1 protein-coding gene is annotated in these 660 nt (G+C 48.9%); it reads right to left on the bottom strand.

The features are described from left to right. Positions 1-427: 427 nt before the first annotated feature. Positions 428-660: GIY-YIG nuclease family protein (locus CUC53_RS19415; protein ID WP_236757984.1), on the bottom strand; the 233-nt coding region annotated here is incomplete at its 5' end.

Raw genomic sequence — 660 nt, 5'->3', positions numbered from 1 at the left:
TATAAGAGACAGGAGTTAGGATTTGGTTGAGTGTAGGTAAGTTGGATGTATATACTAGCCTGGGAGAAGTTAGGCCGAGCCCCGAGTGGTAATGTAGAAACTGAGGGCATCGGGTTTGTGGGGGGTTTTTTCGGGGTGAGTTGGGGTGTGCTCAGTGATCGTTTGGCTGGTGGCAATGTTAATCAGGGTGTACCAATCGAGGATAATTAAGTTCTGTTTAGGGGCCTAGCTGTCAAAGTCCTATTCCTGAAGTACCGAGTCCCTCCTGTATTTAATGGCTCCCTGTCCCAACTTTATTCCCAAGTGGGTGGCTGAAGGGCCTCCTCTTCTTCCTCCCTACTATGGGTTTCTCGATAACTTTTTTTTAAAAAGGAATTTTGTGCGTCAGACCCCATGTGGGTATATCCCATCCCGCTGGCCCAGCTTCTCAAGCCTCATTTAGGCCGTACGGTGAGTAAGTCTGTAGTGTTTCTATCCATCTCCTCTCTGCCCTTTTTCTCTGCTTGTTTGTCCAGTTTATGTTGGTCTCAAGGCCCAATATTTTTAGGGAGTACGACCCATGCTCCTGGAAGTGCCTGCTAACCGGCCGGTTCTGGACTCCCCTTCTGATGTTACTGAGGTGTCCTGTGAGTCTGGTTCTTAAGCTGTTGCCCGTCTCCC

Source organism: Aeromonas cavernicola, from assembly GCF_002795305.1.
Lineage (GTDB): Bacteria > Pseudomonadota > Gammaproteobacteria > Enterobacterales > Aeromonadaceae > Aeromonas > Aeromonas cavernicola.
Note: the sequence above shows the minus strand (reverse complement) of the source record. Positions and strands in the feature narration are given on the sequence as shown.